Raw genomic sequence first — 17,126 nt, 5'->3', positions numbered from 1 at the left:
TATATTCAGTTATTATTAACCGTACAGAATTATAGTGATTTGAGCCAATAATATACAAAATCAGCATCATTATGTTTTTAGCAACCAAATCGAAAATTATCATGACGGCCTTATTTATGGGGCTTATGACGTCCTGCTCCGTTAATAAGAATACAGCATTTATGCTGACCCTTAAAAATAGTTATTGCATACCACCCACCTACTTTCTAAAGGCAGAGCAGACATTACCTAATGACGCAATAGATTCTTTATCCGTCAACGATGAATTAAACAGTGTATTCTCAAGGCAAAATATCCTTATGCTTTATGCTCTTGGACTGAACAAGGAGATAAAAGAAATACAAAAACTTAAAGGCAATACTAGTGTTAGTGCAGAAATACGTAAGCTAACGATCAACAATAAGGTCAATCGAACACTGCTTCTAGCACTATCAGATATCAATGCTGCAGCGGCCGAACTAGATTGTGAAGCAGAACGCGTCGATCAGGTCGCTGGATATATAGATAATATCAATGCTTCAAGAAATAATAAACTTGTCGTGGGCTCAATTGCACTGGGTGCGGCTGCCTCAATAGCCGGAGCTCTCATTACCAATAATAATGTCAATAATGCTGTAGGTATTACAGGTGGGGTTCTTGGTGGAGGCCTTGGTTTTTTCACCTTAAATCCCAAAGGAAAAAAGGTTGAGTTTTTTCATCCTCATAACCTATTACGAAATGTGTGGACAGAAAATGATTCGGATCAAAGCTTTTCACCTTTTATCTGGTATATGCTGAGTGAGAAAGAATTTAGTAACGATGGTAATAGCTCACTATTGCACAATCTCAAAACACGATGGATCGATTATCAGTTTGATAGCAACGAAAATCAGGGAAACCATTCTGTTATATTTTCGGATGGAGGCATTTACTTTGCTGATGATTTACACTCCAGAGCAGCTATGATCAACCAGTTACAAGCCGTTATCCGCTCTATAAATCAAAGTATCAACAACTTAATACTTGAAGCAAATAAAACACTTGAATAAATTAATTATCCAGCATTACATGTTAAAAGCGGCATCCCATCGTTGCACGCCAATATGAGACTTGATCACCGTATATCTGGCTATGAAAAACCTGACAGCAATTGCAAAGGACTATTTTTTTACTATCCATTTTCACCAACCATGTTAAAAAAAATCCCTTTAAACTTCCATTAGGCGCCTATTCTGAAACTTCCGGTGGGATGAGAAAGGCCTAAAATTACAATATAAAAATATCACTGGAAACTTTGTTCAAGCCACATTTTTAGATGTCACCAAAATCAAAGGAACACCCCTATACTTGGAAAAAAAATGGATAGAAATAATTCCTAAAAAATAATTAAACTATGAAAGCGTCTGCAATAAATTTACAACATTTCAACTACTCTCTCCTCATCGAAAAACAATTTACTATCTTTGAATTATGTAATTAATTAAAACGATGCAAACAGAAGATTTATTAGGTTATTATACCAATATAAAGAAAGAAATCCCTTTAGATCTCATACATTCTCAACGGAATGCTTTACATTTCAATGTCATCAAAACGGAGAGCTGTATGCTAAGTCTCCCCTATGCACGCAGAGACTATTACAAAATAACACTCACACAGAATCCCGGAATTTTAATTACAGATCAGGGTGAGCTTAAAGTAGACCGGCCCACCATATTCTTCTCACGCCCTGAAGTCAATTATGGCTGGGAACCACTTGCTGCAAATCAGGACGGTTACGTCTGTCTTTTCAATGAATCATTTTTAACCAAAGAAATGAAACTAGAATTCGACCGTGTGCATGAAGAGATGATAGCGAAACCGTTTACCTATATCCATCTCGATCAGGCAAAATTCCAGGAGCTCTTTTTTTATTTTGAAAGGCTTGCGTCAGAACATATGGATGGACTTATGTTTAAGAATGAAATCATTGACAGCTTACTGCGTCTCATTATATACAACGTAATCAAAGTACATCGCGAAACCATCGATGGACAGCGCATTCCGGCAGGCAATCGATTAGTACATCAGTTTTTCACCCTATTAAACAATCAGTTTCCTCTAGAGTCACCGCAACAGATTCTGTATTTAAAAAGTCCTGCTGATTATGCCAATCGTTTAAATACCCATATCAATCATCTCAACCATCTGCTTAAAGCAATGACCGGAAAGTCGACTTCTCAGCATATTCAGGAACGCTTATTATTAGAGGGTAAAAAACTATTGGAAAATAGCGACTGGACCATCGGACAGATCGGTCAGGGTCTAGGTTTTGAATATCCGCAACACTTTACTTCCTTCTTTAAAAAGCATGCGCTTATTACGCCCAAAATTCACCGGGAAAGATTTATCAGACAAGTTTGATTTTCGTAAAAATAACTTTGAATCCTGTCTTTTTAATACATCAATCTTCCCTTAATTTTGCTGACAGCCTTAAGGAAACAGGCTGACCAAGATAATATGATTTTAGGATGAGAAGACAAGAAAAGAAACACGAGGGTATCAGTACTATTTTGACATTTATGCTTATACCGCTTTCCGGTTTTGCAATGGACATTTACATTCCTTCTTTTCCGGATATGGTAACCGCATTAGGAACCTCCATATCAAGTGTCCGATTAACCCTGACAGTTTATCTCATTTTTTATGGCCTGGGACAACTTCTTCTAGGAAGTTTAGTGGACAGTTATGGCCGTTACAGATTAAACATGTTAGCATTAGTACTATTTATCCTGAGCAATATCTTACTGATCAACTCTTCCAATATTTATTTTATAATCGGTATGCGGGCCATCCAAGGCTTAGTCATTTCTATTATTATGGTATCCAAACGTAGCTTTCTCGTGGATGTTTATGACGGTGATAAATTAAAAAATTACACCTCATTACTATCTATTGTATGGTCATCCGCCCCCATTCTTGCACCATTCTTAGGCGGGTTTCTGCAAAATTATGTTGGCTGGAAAGGAAATTTTTATTTCCTTGCTATTTATGCACTCATCATGTTTTTATTGGAGTACCGGTTTACAGGAGAAACACTAAAAGAACAAAAACCCTACCGCATTTCGGGTACAGTTAATGCTTTTAAAGTGATGTTGAGCGCTAAAGACTTCAGCATGGGCATCATGCTATTGGGATTCAGTTACGCTATGGCTATTGTATTTGGGATGTCTGCACCTTTTATGATCGAGCATGATTTTAATTTTTCTCCTGTCATGACCGGAAATATGTCTCTTCTTTCTGGCTTATTTTTACTGTTCGGAGGCCTACTGAGTAAAGCTATGTTAGCAAAGCCTATGCTAAAAAAACTACGGCTAGCAACAATCGGACAAGCCACATTAGCCTGTTTAATGTTTGCAACAGCATTCTGGTATTACAGCTTATTTTCTCTGATGTTTTTTGCCTTATTAATGCATTTCCTGATGGGATTTATGTACAATATCTACTTCACCTATTGTTTGACACGGTTCCCACAATATGCTGGCGCAGCAGGAGGATTAACCAGTGGCGGGGCTTATATCGTGACTTCTTTTGCCAGCTACAGCCTGGTCAGTATATTGAATGTTGGTGACCAACAGACATTAGCGATCTGCTATTTTATCTTATCCCTCTGTATAGGTTTAACTTTATTAATAATCGGAAATAAACTAAAGAGAGCAGGCTAACAAGGAGCTTTCCATTATAGATATTCAATTAGAACACAAGCTACTATTTCCAGTTTCTTGCTTAAAAAGTCAACAAACTAATATGAGAATGGAAAATTATTAGAAATAAAAAACATCATTACCTTTGTTTGGTTTTCACATTAGAGCGAAAAACTAATTCGTTAGAGAAACCGGATCAAATAGAAGAAATCATGGAATCGTTTTTTAAATTTAACAAAACAAATAGACAATGGCATCTTCCTATCGTCGCAGGATTAAGTGTAGGCATTCCTATGATTCTGGGCTGGTATATGAACAACATTGAAGCTGGAAAGCTGGGATCTCTAGCTGGACTATCAATCTTATACATTCAATCGGATAAGCTTATCGAACGCATGATCTTACTGATGACTTGTTGTTTTGGCCTTATGCTATCTTTTTCTGTTGGATTGTTATTTTCATTCAACCCAATGATTGCTCCTATTGCATTGGGTCTTTTCTCCTTCGGAGTACATTACTCCCTGGATAAGCTTCAACTTACCCGTCCTCCAGGCAATTTCTTCTTCATCATGCTGGCATCTACTGCCATTTGTTCTCCCTTTCAACCTGAAAATATAGCCGAAAAAATTGGTTACGTTGCAATGGGAACCATATTAACCTGTGGTATCGGCTTAATATATAGTTTACTGACTCTAAAAAAGAATAATCAGCCCGAAAATAGCATTCATCGTAAATCGAGTTACACCAATATTATAGAATCTCTCATTTTTGGACTCATTATGGCTTTCTCCTTAGCTGTAGCATTTTCGTTAAACATTGAAAAACCATATTGGATCCCCATCTCCTGCTTAGCGGTAATGCAGGGAAGCAGCTCTAAGCATGTTTGGCTCAGAGCAACACAGCGTATAACCGGAACATTAGTTGGTCTTGGAATTACCTGGCTAATTGCGTCCGGAAATCCAACGCCACTTATTATGGTCATAAGCATTACCCTATTGCAAGTCATCGTAGAATTCTTAGTCGTACGGAATTATGCAATTGCTGTTGTTTTTATTACGATCCTAACTATTTTCCTCTCCGAATCAGGTAAACAGTTAACTCAAGACACTAACGAGATCTTTTTTGCACGTATGATCGATATTTTTATCGGAAGCGTCATCGGAATGATAGGCGGATGGATTTTATATAATGCCAAATTACTCCATCATGCCACGATGCAATTAAGAAAAGCTAGAATATTAATGAAGAAGACAAACCGCGGTACAGAATAAATAATAAGAAACGATATCGGTGCTTTACATATTTGTACGCTAAACCTTTATTTACTATTAACAATAGTGAATAAATTTAACACATTATGTGAGGATGGTATTCAGCTAAAAATGAGACCGATGTAGTTTACTTTTTAAACTGGCTCGGGATAACACCAAATTTTCTTTTAAAAGCCGCCGAGAAATGACGTGGATTTTTATATCCTATACTGTCCGAAACCTCACTGATACTCATATCCTGTTCGGTAATCATCAGTTTAGCCTGATTCATTTTAGCATCCGTCCAAAATCCAAAAACTGTTGTTCCAAACAGCTCTTTAAAACCCTTTTTAAGTGTAAACTCATTTGTACCCACATGATGTGCCAGCTCAATCAATGAACAAGCATTATTGAGATTATTCATAATAAACTCCCGCACCGCATACACTTTATGAATATCTTCCTTTCTTAAAGAAACATGGATGTGAGCCACTTCGCTCAGTTGTTCAAACTGCAACAATAGGAGCTCAATTACCTTTGCCTCGAGAAACATTCTTTTAAAAACATTTTTTCTCTGACAGTTCATAATGTCATCTATAATCTCATACATCTGACGACTAATTCGATTATTTTCCACATTTATTGTCTCAGAATATCCCTTCTCAATTGCATTTCGAAATCTGTCAAATAAAAGAGTATCCTCCGGAAGAAATCTTTTAAAGAATGACGGAGCCAAATTAATCTCAAATAACTGAAAAACATCACTTTCCCATTTCATCTTCCCATGTAGCTGGTTGGCATATATGATATTATGTTGGTGAGAATCAAAACTTACCTCTTTTTTAAAATGCTCTGTGATCGCAGTACTTTTACCTTTTAGAGCAAAATGCATCTCTACTGTTTCAAAATCACTTTCAAAGTACAGCATTAGATTGTTGGACAAAATAGCATCACCAAAACCAATATGTACTCCCTCAAAATATATTTCACGGTAACATCCCTTTCCGATTGGAAGTTCGAGATGAGTTGTATATTCCTGTATTCCACCATCCGATGCAGGTAAAACATCCGGATACTCTTTTTCCAAAAGCAAATTAGAGATATCGGTATTGTACAATCGTAGCGTCATTATATGTTAAATTTTGATTCAGTTTCTCCTTCTCGCGGATCTTTTATTCCTTTTCACAGACCTTTTTACGGTAATTAACTTCTTATATTTGCACAAATATATAAATTATTTAGAATTATTCTTAATAGTAAGATTGAATATGCAACGCTCGGCTTATCATTATTCCCATCAAATGCAGATGCCCAAAATGAATAATCACGTTGCAGATTTTCAAGAGACCATTAAGCAAATAAGTTAATTAAACGTATAAAATGAGTAAACAAAATTTCAAACCCCTACAGGCTACATTAACGGTAAGCCGTAAAGCATATATTACACCGCATTATATTCGCATATACCTCACGGGCGAAAGTGTTCCATCATTCAGTAATACGACAATCGGAGTCAATAACAAGATACTTATACCTCCCGCGGGGATCGGCACTGTTTATTTTCCAGAATTTGATTATGACAAAAAGCAGTGGAAACCCCAACCCGATGAGATTCGCCCTATAGTTCGAACCTACACACATAGGGGTATCAATCTTCAAAAAAAAGAAATTTATATTGACTTTGTTGCACATGGTGATGAAGGACCTGCATCTTCTTGGGCCATTCATGCTCAAAAAGGTGATCTACTGGGTGTTTTAATGAAAGATGGTAAAAGTGAATTATACGGTAAAGCAGCGAATTATCTCCTAGTAGGTGATGCAACTGCCATTCCGGTACTTGGAGCAATATTAGAGGATCTGCCCGAGACAGCTAAAGGTATCTGTATCATCGAAGTACACAGCAAAGAGGATGAACAGCAATTATCGACCAAAGCGGATATCAAATTTATTTGGCTCTACAACTCCAGTCCTCAATTAGGTAGTAACATAGCAACAGTTGTTAAACAACAATCACTTCCAGAGCACTCCCGCTCGGGTTATGTAGCGGCAGAATTTTCTTCTGTGAAAGAAATACGTCATTATTTACGAAAAGAAAAAGGCTGGAAACAAGAAGAACTTTATGCGTACTCCTACTGGAAATCTGGTGTAGCAGAAGATAAATCGGCCACAGAAAGACATGAGGAAAATGAAAGTGAAAAATGATAAAAACGAATGCAATAACTATCTTAGTTAAATGATTATCACAGGGGTGATTTACTTGTAACACCCCTTATTTCAGATTTGGTTAGTGTAGAATTGCATAGACAATATTAAAATGCTTTTTGCCCATGCATAATACAACAAATTCATTTTAAAGGTCAAAATATGAAAATATCAAAAATACAACCTCCACCGGATCTAAGAAGTGTAGTTTATGAATTCTGGCACACTGTTGTCCCTAATTCCTCTTCCGCTATTGAATCCTATAAAATCTTTGCTGACGGAGCACCTGGTATAATTTTTCAGCATAACAACGGAAATTCAAACTTATATAGGGATACTGTCCCGCTACCCGTTACTTTTATGTACGGTCAAAAGAGCGCCAGCCCTTGTACCAACTTCATACATGGACAATCTAGCATCTTTGGCGTCAGTTTTCAACCTGCCACAGTCAAACAATTATTTTCGATTAACAGTTACGAACTGACCGATTCACTGGTGGATATGAATATTTTTTTTTCAAAAACCTTCACCGAAAGATTATTAGAAGCTAGATCTGTCCAGCATCTTGTTGAGTTATTCAGTCAAGAAATTTATCAAAAGCTCTTACGGGCAAAAAAGGAGCACATCATCCAAGAAAGTGTCCATAGAATCCGTAATTGTGAAAGTAACATTGATTCCGCTTTATTGGCTCAGCAATATTGTCTATCCAGAAGGCAATTTCAGCGTAAATTCAAAGAAGAAGTAGGTGTCAGTCCTGAATCATATTTCAGAATTGTTAAATTTCAGAAATCCCTGCAGTTATTAAAAAACGGGCAGTACAATAGACTAAGTGATATTGCATATAAACTTGGATATGCAGATCACTCACATTTTTGTAGAGAATTTAAATTATTTTCCAGCTTTTCTCCAAAAGAGTTTTTAGAATTACAATTGCCCAAAAATACTTATGAAACTGACAAAATTGAAGATATAGGCCCACTGCGTATTATGAAACATTAACAATAATGTCGCTACAGTTCTATGATACCAGCAACAGGGACCTTTTCTTTGTCTTATAGAACAACTCATAATGGAAAAAATAAAAATACATCATCTAAATTGTGTAGAAATCCAGTCTCCAATGGATCTTAGGGCTATAGGTCACTGCCTATTATTGGAAGCTAAAAATAGACTCATAATGATCGATACAGGAATTGGATTAGCTGACATACAAAATCCTATCGAACGGATTGGTAAAGAAGCTATTGAAATGGTTGGCTACCGGTTTGACGAATCTCAAACTGCTATTCGTCAAATCGAAAAGTTAGGTTTAGATCCTTCAAGAGTTACCGATTGTATTATATCACATTTGGACAACGATCATATTGGAGGTCTTCCCGACTTTCCGAACGCAACAGTTCATGTTGGTTTAGAAGAATATATTAATTTCAATTCTGGAAACCCGAGATATCTGCAAACACCCTTGCTCCATAATCCAAAGATCGTAACTTATGGGCCATCAGAAAGTAATTGGTACGGGCTTGAATCCAGACCCATCAACGTCGGTTCAATAGGCTTATCGTTCATCCCTTTGTTTGGACATAGCCACGGTCATTGCGGGATAGCAATAGATCTTGATTCGAGTAGCCTTTTTTACGTTGCAGATGCCTATTATCTTCGAGAGGAGTTAAAGGATGATACTCATCCGGTGTGTAAGCTCGCGGAAAATAGAGCCGACAATAATGAGCTCAGAATAGCAACATTAAACAACATACGTCAGTTTGTCGCTCAAAATCCTGAAATAAAAGTTTTTGGTTATCACGACATTAACGAATTCAATCAATTTAGCATTAATTTATAAGGTAAACGCATGTCATAAAAATAACTACCTTTAATATGTCCATGAGCAAGCGGAGCACAAATTTCCGTAAAAACGTATAGAAATCAAAGTTAGCATTTAAAGAAATCTGCTTCATTAATTGAAAAACAATATTTACGCTTAACCAAAATAATATGCCTAAAGTAAAACCGGAATTATTCGCTTTTTTAGATGATTCAAAAATAGAAGCCACACTTTCCAGACTATATACAGAAGCATTGAAACAAGGATGGTCAATGGTATTTCATTTCCTACCAAAAGCATTCAAAATGTTTGGAAAAGGAATTGATTGGAAAACGGAAAAAGAATCTTTTTATGATGACAAATATATCCCCATATTGCCTTACCAAGGTACATTTTTATATATGCAGGCTAGGGCATTAAATGCCAAAAACATTGTCGAATTCGGAACTTCTTTTGGGATTTCAACGATCTACCTTGCAAAAGCGGCAAAAGATAATGGTGGAAAAGTGATATCCACAGAATATATGCCGCATAAAGTCAAAATAGCGCGACAAAATATTGAAGAAGCAGGATTATCCGAGTACGCAGACATATGGGAGGGCGATGCTAGAGAAACTTTAAGAAACATAAACGAACCTATTGATTTTGTACTTCTTGACGGATGGCCGGATCTTGTTTTTCCTATTTTCAAGTTATTGGAACCAAATCTAAAAAAGGGTGCAGTTATTATAGTCGATGATGTCAAGGGCTTTCAGCCTTCTATGCAGGACTATCTGGATTATATCAGAAAGCCTGAAAACGGCTATATATCAACTACAATACGGCCTAAAAAAGCGATGGAATTTACCATTAAAATAAGTTAAAAGACTAAGAAGTTAGATTTAAAAGGAAAATAATAGTTATTTATAGATTATAAGCAAGCATATGTGGAGTATATTAAGAACAAATTCAGATCATCAAGATTTTAAAACTCTAACAATCCAATTAGACCAAGATCTCGCTATTAAAAATGGTGATATAAATGATTTTTTTGCGCAGTACAACAAAATAGAATTGATTAAGCATGTTGTCATTGTTTATATAAATGACGAACCTGTGGGGTGTGGTGCATTAAAAGAATATGAGGAAAGCACGATCGAGATTAAGCGTATGTTTGTTTCTATTGAACAAAGGGGAAATGGAATTGCCGGCACAATATTAAAAGAATTGGAGCATTGGGCAAAAGAATTGGATTATAAACGATGTATTTTAGAAACCGGTGATAAGATGATTGAAGCCATTGGTTTATATAAAAAACATGCATTTACTATTATTCCTAATTATGGTCAATATACAGGTATCGCAAGTAGCATTTGCTTTGAAAAAAATATTTAACTTTATTTTTTCCACAGCAAGTGCTAAACAAGTAATATCATTCCCAGAAACTTTTGATAGACTAAAACAACTAAATTTAATGTGAATCCAAATCTATTGAATTATACTTAGCAATCTATATTAAGATAAATAAAACATTATACCTTTAATAATATCTAAAAACTGTCGTTTAAATTTGCTTTCCTCAAGATTTTAAACTCCGAATATTCCATGCCATGAGCACCCATACTTGAATTTAAGAACAGTTTTTCTATAGGTACATCGTTGCAATTCTTCTTCGCTGCTCAACAAGCTGTAATTTTTACGTGCCAAATTGAAGCCTATATCAACATAATTTCTAGCTCCATAATAAAACAAGATTAAACTTGCTTTATTAAGTTAATCTCTTTAAATTTGTTCAAGGATTTAATTAAAACAGTTATACTATGAGCAAATTTGAACTCCCTGCCCTTCTCTATACCTACGAAGCACTAGAGCCACACTTTGACACCCAGACTATGACCATCCACCATAGTCGCCATCATCAAGTATATGTGGATAATTTAAATAAGGCACTTGAACAAGACGACATCAAAAACCTGGAACTTCCTGATTTAATTAAACATATCAGTAAATACAGTCCAGCGGTGCGTAATAATGGAGGCGGTCATTATAATCACTCCCTTTTCTGGAGTATCCTTTCACCCACAGCAAAAACTACTCCTGAAGGAAGATTGGTCGAGGCCATCAACCGGAGCTTTGGTAGTCTTGATCAACTTAAAGAAGAAATTAAAAAACTAGGATTAGGACAGTTTGGTTCAGGCTGGGCTTGGTTATTTGTTTCCTACAGTGGTGCGCTAGCGATAAGCAGTACGCCAAATCAAGATAATCCACTGATGGATATTAATGTAACAAATCGAGGATTGCCTATACTAGGGGTGGACATTTGGGAACATGCCTATTACCTCAAATATCAAAACAAAAGAGCCGATTATCTAGATGCTTTCTGGTCAGTATTAGACTGGGCTGCTGTTGAAAAAAAATACGAAGAGGCTCTTTCAACAATTTAAATTAGTGCAACCATCTATAAATAAACGCAAAATGGCAGAGGAACAATTTATAAATAAAGTAACTGCATCTGGCATAATCGCTTTCGATCTGCTGGACTTTATGCCAGCAGATGAAATAGCAGAATTTGATATTAAAAACCTACTTTTTATGGGCATGATTGTAAAAGAGAAAGAATTCAAAATAGCTATTTCAGAAATTGATTTTTCCGTATTTGTGGCAAAAACAGTTGCAGTGTACTGTTCAGCTGATGCCATTATTCCACCCTGGGTGTATATGATTATAGCCGATAAACTACAACCTCATGCCGCTCATTTTGATTTCATAGATGTTGATTCTATGAAATTAGAACTGTGGAAATCAAATATTGAAAATGCATCTATCTCATCATTTAAAAATCAAAAAGTAGTCCTCCGCGCACGGCCTGATTTACATCCCGCACTCTATATGTTAGCAACTCAACGTTTAAAACCTATTGTAAGAACACTTATGTATGGTGAAATCGGTCTGCCTAAAGTCATTTTTAAATAATAAAATAAGCGCTATGAAAGCAATCATATTTAACGGAGCATTAGAACGAAGATCATCTTCTACCTCAAACCTATTATCCAGATACATAAAATCAGGATTAGAAAATTTCGGCATTGAAAGTCACATATTTGACCTTGCAGATAGTGGTATTCCGCTATTCGACTGTACATTGACCAGAATACCTAATGGTGTACAGGTTATGAACAACCTGTTTCGGGAGGCCGATATACACTTCTGGTTAGCTCCATTATACCATGGAAGCATCCCAGGGGTCATGAAAAACTGTTTAGACTGGCTAGAGGTAAGTGCTAAGAAAAATAATCCATACCTAACAGATAAAACAGTGGGGCTAGTATGTTGGGCAGATGGGGTACAAGCGATGCAAGGTATCAATACCATGGATGCGATCGCCAAATCACTCCGGGCATGGCCACTTCCTTACAGTGTTCCAATTTCAAAAAAAGAATTATTTGATCCGAACATAAGTGGAGAAATTTCGCAGACATACAAAGACAGGCTAAATCTGTTGATCAATTTAGCTACAACAAAAACTATTACCGCTATACCAGCAATAAATCAATAAGAATGATCAAAATAGTTTTTTTAATAATTGAAATAGCTACAACAGATCTATTTATGTTATTCAAGACCGATTTACATGTCTATTACACTGTATAATGATCATAGCTAACGATACACAGTACAGCCGCTGTTATGTGATCAAAATTTCACCTTTCAAAAAATAATTATCAAAATCTAAGATGTAAGCTTTAGATTTTGATAATTAACAAACCATACCTTGATTCATCTCGTTGATATCGATTACATCATAAAAAGGTTTATATCGCGAGGTTTTCTATTGGAGCGTGAATAGTGATTAACCAAAAATAGTACTGAACATTTCATCAAAAGAATTAAATATTGGTCTAACCAACTCTTTTCATTATACAGTGCCGACTTTCTAGGCTATTGAGATCATTTTAATCCCAATACTATTCTCGTATTATAAATACCCCCAATTTCGGCTATAGTTTCAAAAAGGCAAAGCTTCTAAATTTGGGGAAAATAAAATAATTAGTTATGAGAGAGAATAAAAACATTTCGGCAGACACCAATAATGGAAAGACAGTTGCAATAATAGCCTATTTAACCATCATCGGCCTTGTCGCCGCACTTATTATGAATAGTAAAAATGCGACCAATTTAGGAAGATTTCATATTCGCCAAAGTATCGGAATAACCGTTACTGCACTAGTTGCCGGCATTTTAAGATTTATTCCCATGGTTGGTAATATTTTAGTATCTGTCATCGGAATTGCTATTCTTGTGATGCTTGTTTTAGGTATCCTAAGTGCTGTTAAGGGAGAAGAAAAAGAATTGCCATTTATCGGACATCTTTACCAAAAATGGTTCTCAGTGATTTAACATCATAAAAAAGGAAGTGTTCTAGTTGAATACTTCCTTTTTTATACACTCCTTCACAATCACCCTCTTTTACATAGAAGCCCATCTTATAACGAATTTAAATTCATCTTTAACGAATTTAAAATGCTGTTCAAAATTTATTCAATAACATTGTATTTTTATAAAAATAGAGAACTAACCATACAATAATAAAACGCTATATGGCATCAAAAATAAAAATACCAGCTCTGCTGTTAGCATCCCTTGGTCTTATATCCCTATCCTCTTGCAATGGTTCATCCATCGATACCATTAAAGCAATGGAATCCAATTATGACAATGAGGATAAATCTATAACATTAATTGGTGAATTTGATGCTCCCCTATTTACTTTTTCATCAGGTAAATCAACGTTCATACCGATGAATTTCGTTGTAAAATCCAGTGCATTCAGCTCAGAAAAATTTACTGCAACCAGTGTTATTCTTCCTATTGGAACGAATAAGAATAACGTATTATTTGAGATTCCAATGGACCAAAAAAAATACTCACTTAAAGATTTTTACGTTGTTGATAATACTGGAGAAAAGATTAATCTCGAACAACATACTACATATAAGATGACAGGTACAGTACACTACACTGAGTTAGAAAAACCTGAAAGCGAACGAGACAATACTAATTTCAATTATAAAATAACCAATGTTATAATTGAAAAAGATTAAATAACATTCATTTTACAACATCATCAACATTTAAATCAATACTAGAATTATAATGGAAATTAAACTTGGAAATAATCTCTCATTTGGCTGGATTATCATTGCCTTTGCTATTATTATGGCCTGTGGTATTTACATTGCTTATCGAAAACAACAAGTGATCAAAATAAAATATGTAATTGCTGTCATCATCATGTTGGTCGTAGGAATTAATTGGCTTCTGGAAAATTAACATAGACTTCCCAGTACTAAGCCTCTTCTTAAAAGATAGTAGCAATTCTAGATTTACAGCCGATCGCATCAATGCTTCTTTCTCAATAGAAATCTTTTACGGGTAAAAAGACGCAAAGAACCTATTCATGTCTATTTAGAAACCTATGAAGTTACAATATGATATTAAATCACTTAAAAAAAAACGATCGTTATATGGTAATATTTTTTTTCATCATAATATCAGTCTGCGCGTCATTACCCAACTTAAAAATATGCTTATCAAACTCGATAAAATCATTTCTTTTGTAAAAATTAATCGCTCGCAGATTTTGTTCCCAAACACCTAACCATACATATTTGACCTGTTTGTCATGTGCAATCTGAATTGCTTTTTCATATAGTATTTGGCCAATTTTTTTTCCTTGATATTTCTGTAATACATAAATTCGTTCGATTTCCAAACTCGCTTCATTTTTCAATTCGGTTTGTGACCTTCCATAATTTAGTTTTAAATAACCAATTACGTATTCATCATGTACCGCAAAATAGAATTCAGAGTCCTTATTCCCTAATTCTTCCGTGAGCTTTTTAACAGAAAAACCATCTTCTAAATATTGTTGCATATTTTCCTCCGAGTTGCTGTTGGAGAATGTTTCAAAGAATGTTTCTCTGCCGATTTTCTGCAGTACTGTAATGTCATCAAGAGTGACTCTTTTTATTGCTATATTTTGCATAGTGTTATCTTATCTGGTAAAAATTCCAATTCATAATTTAAACATTTCATATTTTCTTTAGCTTCTACAATCACAAAAATTCTACCTTACGTAAGTGCTAATACAGGTATTAAATATCTCAATTATCAATGACATATCCGATTTTTGATTAAATTGCATGATGGATATTCAGCAGATTAAATACTTTCTTACATTAGCCGATGAACTACATTTCTGGAATACTTCTGAAAAAGTAGGTATTACTCAATCAGCACTTAGCAGGCAGATTATGGCCTTGGAAAGTGAATTGAATCTCAAACTTTTTTATAGAGACAAGAGAAATGTAAAATTAACGGCCACAGGTATGTTTCTAAAGGATAAGTGGCAAGCAGAACTCATTAATCTTGATATCATACAGCAGCAAGCTCTTCAAATCCATTTAGGGGAGTGTGGCACACTCAAGTTGGCATATCCAGATTCCTTGTCTTCAGCGGTCCTGCCCGACATGATATCAAAAATTTCGTCCGTTTTTCCGAAATTAAAAATAGAGCTGCTACAGCTTGCTTATGAAGAGGAAGAAGAATCACTAAAAAATTACAAAATTGATATGTTATTCAGCAGAGATATCAACCACTCCCCATTTATTAATTCGAAAAAACTGAGTACTGAAAATCTTTGTCTTGTTGTACCTGAAGATCATGATTTTAAAACTAGCGACGATATTTCTAACGCTAATCTCAGTGCTCAAAAGTTTATACTCACCTATGGAGGATTAAATAGCAGTTATGCTACTCTAATTAAAAAGGTTTTTGCCCATTATGACATAGATTCAGAATCCTACATTTCTTGTCAATTTGGATCAACTATTATGCCTCTGATTAGAAAAAGGCTAGGTGTTTCTATTTTACCCCAATCATATGATCTCAACAATGCAACAGGTGTTCGTTTCATTTCACTACCTTTTTATACAGATCTTTACATCAACTGGCGTAAAGATGATCCCAATATCATTATTAAAAACGTCCTTAACCTAATCTAATTATTTGAATTCCTTACCATTTCAATATGTACGATACCATCCTCAATGTATACATCACCAATTTCCACAAATCCGAATTCGTTATAGAATTTTTTCAGATAAAGCTGTGCACCAATTCGTATAGGCGTAATACCAAACAGCTTTTCACAAACCGCTATTGATTGTTCCATTATTTCTTTTCCTAATCCAAGCCCCCTATAAAGCGGAGATGTAATTACTCTTCCTATAGATACTTCCTCAAAACTCAATCCTTCCGGAAGAACTCTAGTATATGCAGCTAACTTGTCATCTATATAGCACATAACATGTAAACTCTCCTGATCTTTGTTATCCATATCCTGAAAAACACAATGCTGTTCTACCACAAACACCTCGCTTCTAAGCTTTAATATTTGGTACAGCTCCTCATTAGATAGTTCTTTAAATGATTTTATTGCATATATTTTTCCCATAATCAATTTTCCATCTTATTTTTAAGCTATTTTGTAATTTGTATTTTTTTACCCCATTAACATGCTGTAAAATTACCCAAATAAAAAGTTTTGAAAAATGCTATTTTGTGATTATCTAATTCAATTTTTGCATCAAAAAAATGACTCTGTTTTATTTCTCACCCCTCATATTTCCAACCCTATGCGCGTAAAAAATGGAGACAACCTAAGAAAAAAAGCGAAGCATTCCTAAGTAGCTTCCAAAATATATAAAATAATATACCCCGAAATCACAAGAAAATTAGGATAATAAAAAAGATTAAATAAATAAGATCTGCTCGTCAAAAAATCGTCCTGTTCATCCTATGGGGCTTTGATAAATACAAAGATCTTAGCGCTGTCAATCCCAAAGATTCGTTAGTTAAAGTTTGGTTATCCATTGCCAATCCAAATTGCTTTCCAACATTCCCGAAACTATATATTTCAATCTCTCATGATATGACTATTGAAATTTTGTTGTCCAAAAAATCAAAAATACCTCTGGAATTTTACAAATCAGGATTTTAACAAACAATCAATACAGCTTCCTAAACCCTATGTAATAACAAAAAAGTATCAATTAATTAATAATCGATACCTAAAAAGTATAACTCATTTATTTCATTTATCTCCCTGTCGCTGGATCAAGAGAGTAATTTCAATACGACACATGATCA

Annotated in this window: 19 protein-coding genes; 16 read left to right on the top strand and 3 right to left on the bottom strand. The window is 35.0% G+C overall.

Features of this window, described 5'->3' with window-relative positions:
- The first annotated feature begins 71 nt into the window (after nucleotides 1-71).
- From JAZ75_RS11755 to JAZ75_RS11740, 4 genes are all read left to right on the top strand, one after another.
- Nucleotides 72-1,028 carry a hypothetical protein gene (locus JAZ75_RS11755; protein ID WP_232789419.1) on the top strand — a complete coding sequence of 319 codons (957 nt, stop codon included), beginning with the start codon at nucleotides 72-74 and terminating at the stop codon, nucleotides 1,026-1,028.
- Nucleotides 1,029-1,467: 439 nt separating this feature from the next.
- Nucleotides 1,468-2,382, top strand: coding sequence for a helix-turn-helix domain-containing protein (locus JAZ75_RS11750; RefSeq protein ID WP_208702027.1), 915 nt, complete (start codon nucleotides 1,468-1,470; stop codon nucleotides 2,380-2,382).
- Between the two features lie 107 nt (nucleotides 2,383-2,489).
- Nucleotides 2,490-3,683 carry an MFS transporter gene (locus JAZ75_RS11745; protein ID WP_208702025.1) on the top strand — a complete coding sequence of 398 codons (1,194 nt, stop codon included), beginning with the start codon at nucleotides 2,490-2,492 and terminating at the stop codon, nucleotides 3,681-3,683.
- 191 nt (nucleotides 3,684-3,874) lie between these two features.
- On the top strand, nucleotides 3,875-4,933 hold the full coding sequence (locus JAZ75_RS11740; protein WP_208702024.1) for an FUSC family protein: 1,059 nt from the start codon (nucleotides 3,875-3,877) through the stop codon (nucleotides 4,931-4,933).
- A 127-nt stretch (nucleotides 4,934-5,060) separates the two neighbouring features.
- Here the strand turns inward: JAZ75_RS11740 and JAZ75_RS11735 are convergent, their stop codons facing one another.
- Entirely contained in the window at nucleotides 5,061-6,041 is a 981-nt protein-coding gene (locus tag JAZ75_RS11735) for a helix-turn-helix transcriptional regulator (RefSeq protein ID WP_208702022.1), read from the bottom strand.
- A gap of 251 nt (nucleotides 6,042-6,292) precedes the next feature.
- On the opposite strand from JAZ75_RS11735, the gene JAZ75_RS11730 reads away from it, so the two are divergent.
- From JAZ75_RS11730 to JAZ75_RS11680, 11 genes are all read left to right on the top strand, one after another.
- Nucleotides 6,293-7,114, top strand: coding sequence for a siderophore-interacting protein (locus JAZ75_RS11730; RefSeq protein ID WP_208702020.1), 822 nt, complete (start codon nucleotides 6,293-6,295; stop codon nucleotides 7,112-7,114).
- A 162-nt stretch (nucleotides 7,115-7,276) separates the two neighbouring features.
- Nucleotides 7,277-8,113: a helix-turn-helix transcriptional regulator gene (locus JAZ75_RS11725; protein WP_208702018.1), complete on the top strand. Its 837-nt coding sequence runs from the start codon at nucleotides 7,277-7,279 to the stop codon at nucleotides 8,111-8,113.
- Nucleotides 8,114-8,183: 70 nt separating this feature from the next.
- Nucleotides 8,184-8,954 carry an MBL fold metallo-hydrolase gene (locus JAZ75_RS11720; RefSeq protein ID WP_208702016.1) on the top strand — a complete coding sequence of 257 codons (771 nt, stop codon included), beginning with the start codon at nucleotides 8,184-8,186 and terminating at the stop codon, nucleotides 8,952-8,954.
- A 152-nt stretch (nucleotides 8,955-9,106) separates the two neighbouring features.
- Entirely contained in the window at nucleotides 9,107-9,799 is a 693-nt protein-coding gene (locus JAZ75_RS11715; RefSeq protein ID WP_208702014.1) for an O-methyltransferase, read from the top strand.
- Nucleotides 9,800-9,860: 61 nt separating this feature from the next.
- Nucleotides 9,861-10,310, top strand: coding sequence for a GNAT family N-acetyltransferase (locus tag JAZ75_RS11710; RefSeq protein ID WP_208702012.1), 450 nt, complete (start codon nucleotides 9,861-9,863; stop codon nucleotides 10,308-10,310).
- 425 nt (nucleotides 10,311-10,735) lie between these two features.
- Entirely contained in the window at nucleotides 10,736-11,359 is a 624-nt protein-coding gene (locus JAZ75_RS11705; protein ID WP_208702010.1) for a superoxide dismutase, read from the top strand.
- Nucleotides 11,360-11,390: 31 nt separating this feature from the next.
- Complete coding sequence (locus tag JAZ75_RS11700; protein WP_132770321.1) at nucleotides 11,391-11,888, top strand: DUF2480 family protein; 498 nt, start codon at nucleotides 11,391-11,393, stop codon at nucleotides 11,886-11,888.
- A 13-nt stretch (nucleotides 11,889-11,901) separates the two neighbouring features.
- Entirely contained in the window at nucleotides 11,902-12,471 is a 570-nt protein-coding gene (locus JAZ75_RS11695; RefSeq protein ID WP_208702008.1) for an NADPH-dependent FMN reductase, read from the top strand.
- Nucleotides 12,472-12,968: 497 nt separating this feature from the next.
- A complete protein-coding gene (locus JAZ75_RS11690; RefSeq protein WP_208702006.1) occupies nucleotides 12,969-13,313 on the top strand; it encodes a DUF4870 domain-containing protein in 345 nt (114 codons plus the stop codon).
- Nucleotides 13,314-13,513: 200 nt separating this feature from the next.
- Entirely contained in the window at nucleotides 13,514-14,017 is a 504-nt protein-coding gene (locus JAZ75_RS11685) for a hypothetical protein (RefSeq protein WP_208702004.1), read from the top strand.
- A gap of 52 nt (nucleotides 14,018-14,069) precedes the next feature.
- A complete protein-coding gene (locus JAZ75_RS11680) occupies nucleotides 14,070-14,246 on the top strand; it encodes a hypothetical protein (protein WP_021189353.1) in 177 nt (58 codons plus the stop codon).
- A gap of 190 nt (nucleotides 14,247-14,436) precedes the next feature.
- On the opposite strand, the gene JAZ75_RS11675 is transcribed toward JAZ75_RS11680, so the two are convergent.
- Nucleotides 14,437-14,961, bottom strand: a complete 525-nt coding sequence (locus JAZ75_RS11675) for a GNAT family N-acetyltransferase (protein WP_208701997.1) — start codon at nucleotides 14,959-14,961, stop codon at nucleotides 14,437-14,439.
- Nucleotides 14,962-15,118: 157 nt separating this feature from the next.
- Between JAZ75_RS11675 and JAZ75_RS11670 the strand changes: the two genes are divergently transcribed.
- Entirely contained in the window at nucleotides 15,119-15,979 is an 861-nt protein-coding gene (locus JAZ75_RS11670) for a LysR family transcriptional regulator (protein ID WP_208701995.1), read from the top strand.
- On the opposite strand, the gene JAZ75_RS11665 is transcribed toward JAZ75_RS11670, so the two are convergent.
- Nucleotides 15,976-16,431, bottom strand: a complete 456-nt coding sequence (locus JAZ75_RS11665; protein ID WP_021189351.1) for a GNAT family N-acetyltransferase — start codon at nucleotides 16,429-16,431, stop codon at nucleotides 15,976-15,978. The two genes, JAZ75_RS11670 and JAZ75_RS11665, sit on opposite strands and share 4 nt — an antisense overlap.
- Nucleotides 16,432-17,126 lie beyond the last annotated feature (695 nt).

This window comes from Sphingobacterium sp. UDSM-2020 (assembly GCF_016132525.1).
GTDB classification, from domain to species: Bacteria; Bacteroidota; Bacteroidia; order Sphingobacteriales; family Sphingobacteriaceae; genus Sphingobacterium; species Sphingobacterium anhuiense.
Note: the sequence above shows the minus strand (reverse complement) of the source record. Positions and strands in the feature narration are given on the sequence as shown.

Coding starts and splice junctions, on each gene's coding strand:
- JAZ75_RS11755 (WP_232789419.1), top strand. CDS start 72: ATGTTTTTAGCAACCAAATCGAAAATTATCATGACGGCCTTATTTATG.
- JAZ75_RS11750 (WP_208702027.1), top strand. CDS start 1,468: ATGCAAACAGAAGATTTATTAGGTTATTATACCAATATAAAGAAAGAA.
- JAZ75_RS11745 (WP_208702025.1), top strand. CDS start 2,490: ATGAGAAGACAAGAAAAGAAACACGAGGGTATCAGTACTATTTTGACA.
- JAZ75_RS11740 (WP_208702024.1), top strand. CDS start 3,875: ATGGAATCGTTTTTTAAATTTAACAAAACAAATAGACAATGGCATCTT.
- JAZ75_RS11735 (WP_208702022.1), bottom strand. CDS start 6,041: ATGACGCTACGATTGTACAATACCGATATCTCTAATTTGCTTTTGGAA.
- JAZ75_RS11730 (WP_208702020.1), top strand. CDS start 6,293: ATGAGTAAACAAAATTTCAAACCCCTACAGGCTACATTAACGGTAAGC.
- JAZ75_RS11725 (WP_208702018.1), top strand. CDS start 7,277: ATGAAAATATCAAAAATACAACCTCCACCGGATCTAAGAAGTGTAGTT.
- JAZ75_RS11720 (WP_208702016.1), top strand. CDS start 8,184: ATGGAAAAAATAAAAATACATCATCTAAATTGTGTAGAAATCCAGTCT.
- JAZ75_RS11715 (WP_208702014.1), top strand. CDS start 9,107: ATGCCTAAAGTAAAACCGGAATTATTCGCTTTTTTAGATGATTCAAAA.
- JAZ75_RS11710 (WP_208702012.1), top strand. CDS start 9,861: ATGTGGAGTATATTAAGAACAAATTCAGATCATCAAGATTTTAAAACT.
- JAZ75_RS11705 (WP_208702010.1), top strand. CDS start 10,736: ATGAGCAAATTTGAACTCCCTGCCCTTCTCTATACCTACGAAGCACTA.
- JAZ75_RS11700 (WP_132770321.1), top strand. CDS start 11,391: ATGGCAGAGGAACAATTTATAAATAAAGTAACTGCATCTGGCATAATC.
- JAZ75_RS11695 (WP_208702008.1), top strand. CDS start 11,902: ATGAAAGCAATCATATTTAACGGAGCATTAGAACGAAGATCATCTTCT.
- JAZ75_RS11690 (WP_208702006.1), top strand. CDS start 12,969: ATGAGAGAGAATAAAAACATTTCGGCAGACACCAATAATGGAAAGACA.
- JAZ75_RS11685 (WP_208702004.1), top strand. CDS start 13,514: ATGGCATCAAAAATAAAAATACCAGCTCTGCTGTTAGCATCCCTTGGT.
- JAZ75_RS11680 (WP_021189353.1), top strand. CDS start 14,070: ATGGAAATTAAACTTGGAAATAATCTCTCATTTGGCTGGATTATCATT.
- JAZ75_RS11675 (WP_208701997.1), bottom strand. CDS start 14,961: ATGCAAAATATAGCAATAAAAAGAGTCACTCTTGATGACATTACAGTA.
- JAZ75_RS11670 (WP_208701995.1), top strand. CDS start 15,119: ATGATGGATATTCAGCAGATTAAATACTTTCTTACATTAGCCGATGAA.
- JAZ75_RS11665 (WP_021189351.1), bottom strand. CDS start 16,431: ATGGGAAAAATATATGCAATAAAATCATTTAAAGAACTATCTAATGAG.